The organism is Stenotrophomonas sp. UBA7606 (assembly GCF_002477705.1).
GTDB lineage: Bacteria > Pseudomonadota > Gammaproteobacteria > Xanthomonadales > Xanthomonadaceae > Stenotrophomonas.
Genome location: NZ_DLJW01000131.1, coordinates 1 through 4,542, shown reverse-complemented (window position 1 = coordinate 4,542; position 4,542 = coordinate 1). Strand labels below are relative to the sequence as shown.

The 4,542-nt window shown below is 63.7% G+C and carries 2 protein-coding genes and 1 pseudogene; all 3 read left to right on the top strand.

The window, feature by feature from the left end; genetic code table 11:
* Positions 1–939 (top strand): bifunctional 2-methylcitrate synthase/citrate synthase (gene prpC / locus B2527_RS18465; RefSeq protein ID WP_293716992.1); only part of this gene is annotated, 939 nt, incomplete at its 5' end.
* Positions 940–1,263: 324 nt separating this feature from the next.
* Positions 1,264–3,879, top strand: a complete 2,616-nt coding sequence (gene acnD / locus B2527_RS18460; RefSeq protein ID WP_293716990.1) for a Fe/S-dependent 2-methylisocitrate dehydratase AcnD — start codon at positions 1,264–1,266, stop codon at positions 3,877–3,879.
* A gap of 158 nt (positions 3,880–4,037) precedes the next feature.
* A pseudogene (locus B2527_RS18455) lies at positions 4,038–4,391 on the top strand (endonuclease domain-containing protein); the annotation flags it as partial.
* Between the last annotated feature and the right edge of the window lie 151 nt (positions 4,392–4,542).

The window sequence follows — 4,542 nt, the reverse complement described above, 5'->3', positions numbered from 1 at the left end:
GCCTACAAGGCCAAGCTGAAAGCGCTGCGTGGCATCCCGGCAGCGGTGAAGGCTGCGTTGGAAGAGCTGCCGCCGTCGGCGCACCCGATGGATGTGATGCGTACCGGTGTTTCCGTGTTGGGCTGCGTGTCGCCGGAGAAGGACGACCACAATCACCCGGGTGCGCGTGACATCGCCGACAAGCTGATGGCCTCGCTGGGCTCGATGCTGCTGTACTGGTACCACTGGAGCCACAACGGCAAGGTCATCGACGTGGAGACCGACGATGATTCGATCGGCGGCCATTTCCTGCACCTGCTGCACGGCGAGCAGCCGCGCGAGTCCTGGGTCAAGGCCATGCACACCAGCCTGATCCTGTACGCAGAACACGAATTCAACGCCTCGACCTTCGCCTGCCGCGTCATCGCCGGTACCGGCAGCGACATGTACAGCGCCATCACCGGCGGTATCGGCGCGCTGCGTGGTCCCAAGCACGGTGGCGCCAACGAAGTCGCCTTCGAAGTGCAGAAGCGTTATGAAACGCCGGACGAAGCCGAGGCCGACATCAAGGCCCGCGTCGAGCGCAAGGAAGTGGTGATTGGCTTCGGCCACCCGGTTTACACCGTGTCCGATCCGCGCAACAAGGTGATCAAGGAGGTCTCGCGCGAGCTGTCCGCCGAGCAGGAAAACATGAAGATGTACGACATCGCCGAGCGTCTGGAGTCGGTGATGTGGGACATCAAGAAGATGTTCCCGAACCTGGATTGGTTCAGCGCTGTCAGCTACCACATGATGGGCGTGCCGACCGCGATGTTCACCCCGCTGTTCGTGATTGCGCGTACTGCGGGTTGGAGCGCGCACATCATCGAGCAGCGTATCGACGGCAAGATCATCCGCCCGAGTGCGAATTACACCGGTCCGGAAGACCAGACCTTCGTGCCGCTGGAAAAGCGTGCGTAAAGCTCGCGGATAACCTCCCGCAAGTGCGACCAAGCCCCTCTCCCGCTTGCGGGAGAGGGGTTGGGGAGAGGGGAAGCTTCTAGCACGTACAGCCCGCTTCACGCCCGTAGAAAGAAGCGAAGCAAAGCTGGAGCTCAAGCGAGAGCAAGAGCTCCCCCATCCGCCCCCCGCCTTCGCGGGGGCAGGCTCTTCGGGCACCTTCCCCCGCAGGCGGGAGAAGGGAAATGCCAGATTTCATGTGTTGCTGTGGGATTGCTGCAATCACAGGCATCTTCGCAGTACTCCACCGCAACACCAGCAAGCCCAGACCCTCACAGGCCAGCCATGAATACCGATTACCGCAAACACCTCGCCGGCAGCACGCTCGATTACTTCGACGCCCGCGCCGCAGTCGATGCCATCCAGTCTGGCGCCTACGCCACGCTGCCCTATACCGCGCGTGTGCTGGCCGAAAACCTGGTGCGCCGCTGCAACCCGGCCACGCTCACCGATTCGCTCAAGCAGCTGATCGAGCGCAAGCGTGACCTCGATTTCCCCTGGTTTCCGGCACGCGTGGTCTGTCACGACATCCTCGGCCAGACCGCGTTGGTCGACCTGGCCGGCCTGCGTGACGCCATCGCCGACAAGGGCGGTGACCCGGCCAAGGTCAACCCGGTGGTGCCGGTGCAGCTGATCGTCGATCACTCGCTGGCGGTGGAATGTGGCGGCTACGATCCGGACGCGTTCGCCAAGAACCGCGCCATCGAAGACCGCCGCAACGAAGACCGTTTCCACTTCATCGACTGGACCAAGCTGGCTTTCGAGAACGTCGACGTGATCCCGCCGGGCAACGGCATCATGCACCAGATCAATCTGGAGAAGATGTCGCCGGTGATCTACCAGCAGGGTGGGGTGGCTTTCCCCGATACCTGCGTCGGCACCGACAGCCACACCCCGCACGTGGATGCCTTGGGCGTCATCGCCATTGGTGTTGGCGGCCTGGAAGCCGAGAACGTGATGCTGGGCCGCGCCTCATGGATGCGCCTGCCCGACATCATCGGCGTCAAGCTGACCGGCAAGCCGCAGCCGAACATCACTGCCACCGACGTGGTGCTGGCACTGACCGAGTTCCTGCGCAAGGAGCGTGTGGTCGGGGCCTGGCTGGAGTTCTTCGGTGAAGGCGCGGCTGCGCTGACCATCGGTGACCGCGCCACCATCTCCAATATGTGCCCGGAATACGGTGCGACCGCGGCGATGTTCTACATCGACCAGCAGACCATCGACTATCTGCGCCTGACCGGCCGCGACGAGGCCCAGGTGGCGCTGGTCGAGAACTACGCCAGGACCACCGGGCTGTGGGCCGACGCGCTGGAAACCGCGCAGTACGAGCGCGTGCTTGAGTTCGACCTGTCCAGCGTCGTGCGCAACATGGCCGGCCCCAGCAACCCGCACAAGCGCCTGCCGGTGTCGGATCTGGCCGAGCGCGGCATCGCCGACGAAGCCAAGCTGCAAAGCGGCCGGGGCGAGGAAGCCGAAGGCCTGATGCCCGACGGCGCGGTGATCATCGCCGCCATCACCAGCTGCACCAATACCTCCAACCCGCGCAACGTGATTGCCGCGGCACTGCTGGCGCGCAACGCCAATGCGCGTGGCCTGACCCGCAAGCCATGGGTGAAGTCGTCGCTGGCGCCGGGCTCCAAGGCCGTGCAGCTGTACCTGGAAGAAGCTGGGTTGCTGCCGGATCTGGAGAAGCTGGGCTTTGGCATCGTCGCTTTTGCCTGCACCACCTGCAACGGCATGAGTGGCGCGCTGGACCCGAAGATCCAGCAGGAGATCATTGACCGCGACCTGTATTCGACGGCCGTGCTATCGGGTAACCGCAACTTCGACGGCCGCATCCACCCGTATGCCAAGCAGGCCTTCCTGGCCTCGCCGCCGCTGGTGATTGCCTATGCCATCGCCGGTACCGTGCGCTTCGACATCGAGAAGGACGTGCTGGGCGTGGACGCCGACGGCAAGGAAGTGCGCCTGAAGGACATCTGGCCGAGCGATGCCGAGATCGATGCGGTGGTGAAGGCCGCGGTGAAGCCGGAGCAGTTCCGCAAGGTCTACAACCCGATGTTCAACGTGCGCGTGGAGCATGGCGAGAAGGTCAGCCCGCTGTACGACTGGCGCCCGCAGAGCACCTATATCCGTCGCCCGCCGTACTGGGAGGGTGCATTGGCCGGTGAGCGCACGCTGCGTGGCATGCGCCCGCTGGCGGTGTTGCCGGACAACATCACCACCGATCACCTGTCCCCGTCCAATGCCATCCTGCTGTCCAGTGCGGCCGGCGAGTACCTGGCCAAGATGGGCCTGCCGGAGGAAGACTTCAATTCCTACGCCACCCATCGCGGCGACCACCTCACCGCGCAGCGTGCGACCTTTGCCAACCCCAAGCTGTTCAACGAGATGGTGCGCAACGAGGATGGCAGCGTGAAGCAGGGTTCGCTGGCGCGGGTGGAGCCGGAAGGCAAGGTCATGCGCATGTGGGAGGCAATCGAAACCTACATGGAGCGCAAGCAGCCGCTGATCATCATCGCCGGTGCCGATTACGGTCAGGGCAGCTCGCGTGACTGGGCGGCCAAGGGCGTGCGCCTGGCGGGCGTGGAAGCGATTGCCGCCGAGGGCTTCGAGCGCATCCACCGTACCAACCTGATCGGCATGGGCGTGCTGCCGCTGGAGTTCAAGCCGGGCACCAACCGCAACACCCTGGGCATCGATGGCACCGAGAGCTACGACGTGATCGGCCTGCGCACCCCGGGCACGGACCTGACCCTGGTCATTACCCGTCGCAACGGCGAGGTGCTGAAGGTGCCGATGACCTGCCGCCTGGATTCGGACGAGGAAGTGGCGATCTACGAGGCCGGCGGCGTGCTGCAGCGGTTTGCACAGGACTTTCTGGAGGGCTCGGTTGCCTGAGGGCTAAAGCTACCCTCTCCCCCGGCCCCTCTCCCGTAAAGGGAGAGGAGAGTGGTGATCCAACTGTTTCGCGAGATTGATGAGACTGCATGAGGCCTGAGCCCCTCTGCCTTTACGGGAGAGGGGTTGGGGAGAGGGGGCAAAGGAGGCCCGCAATCATGCAGCAGCTCAAATTTGCAAAGTCGCTACGTAAAAACATGACCGAAGCTGAGCATCGGTTATGGCGCCACCTTCGGGCACATCGTCTGCTGGGTGAGAAGTTCCGCCGACAGCAGCCGCTGGGGCCGTATGTAGTGGACTTCGTGCACTTTGGCGTGCGACTGATAGTTGAAGCTGATGGTGGGCAACACAACCAGAGCAGGCAGGATGCAAGGCGCGATGCTTGGCTGGAGAGTCAGGGCTTCACGGTTCTGCGGTTCTGGAACAACGAGATTCTTGGGAACGGCGATGCGGTGCTGGAAGTGATTCTTGCAACTGTGAGCGCCCTCTCCCCCAACCCCTCTCCCGTAAAGGGAGAGGGGGGGCAAAAGCGAATGATGCGAGTTCCAGCATTGCCGGCGCTCGCGCAGACCAAAGCGCCTCTCTCCTTGCGGGAGAGGGGAGCGAAAGCAAATGACACGAGTTCCAGCACTGCCGGTGCTCGCGCGGACCAAAGCCCCTCCT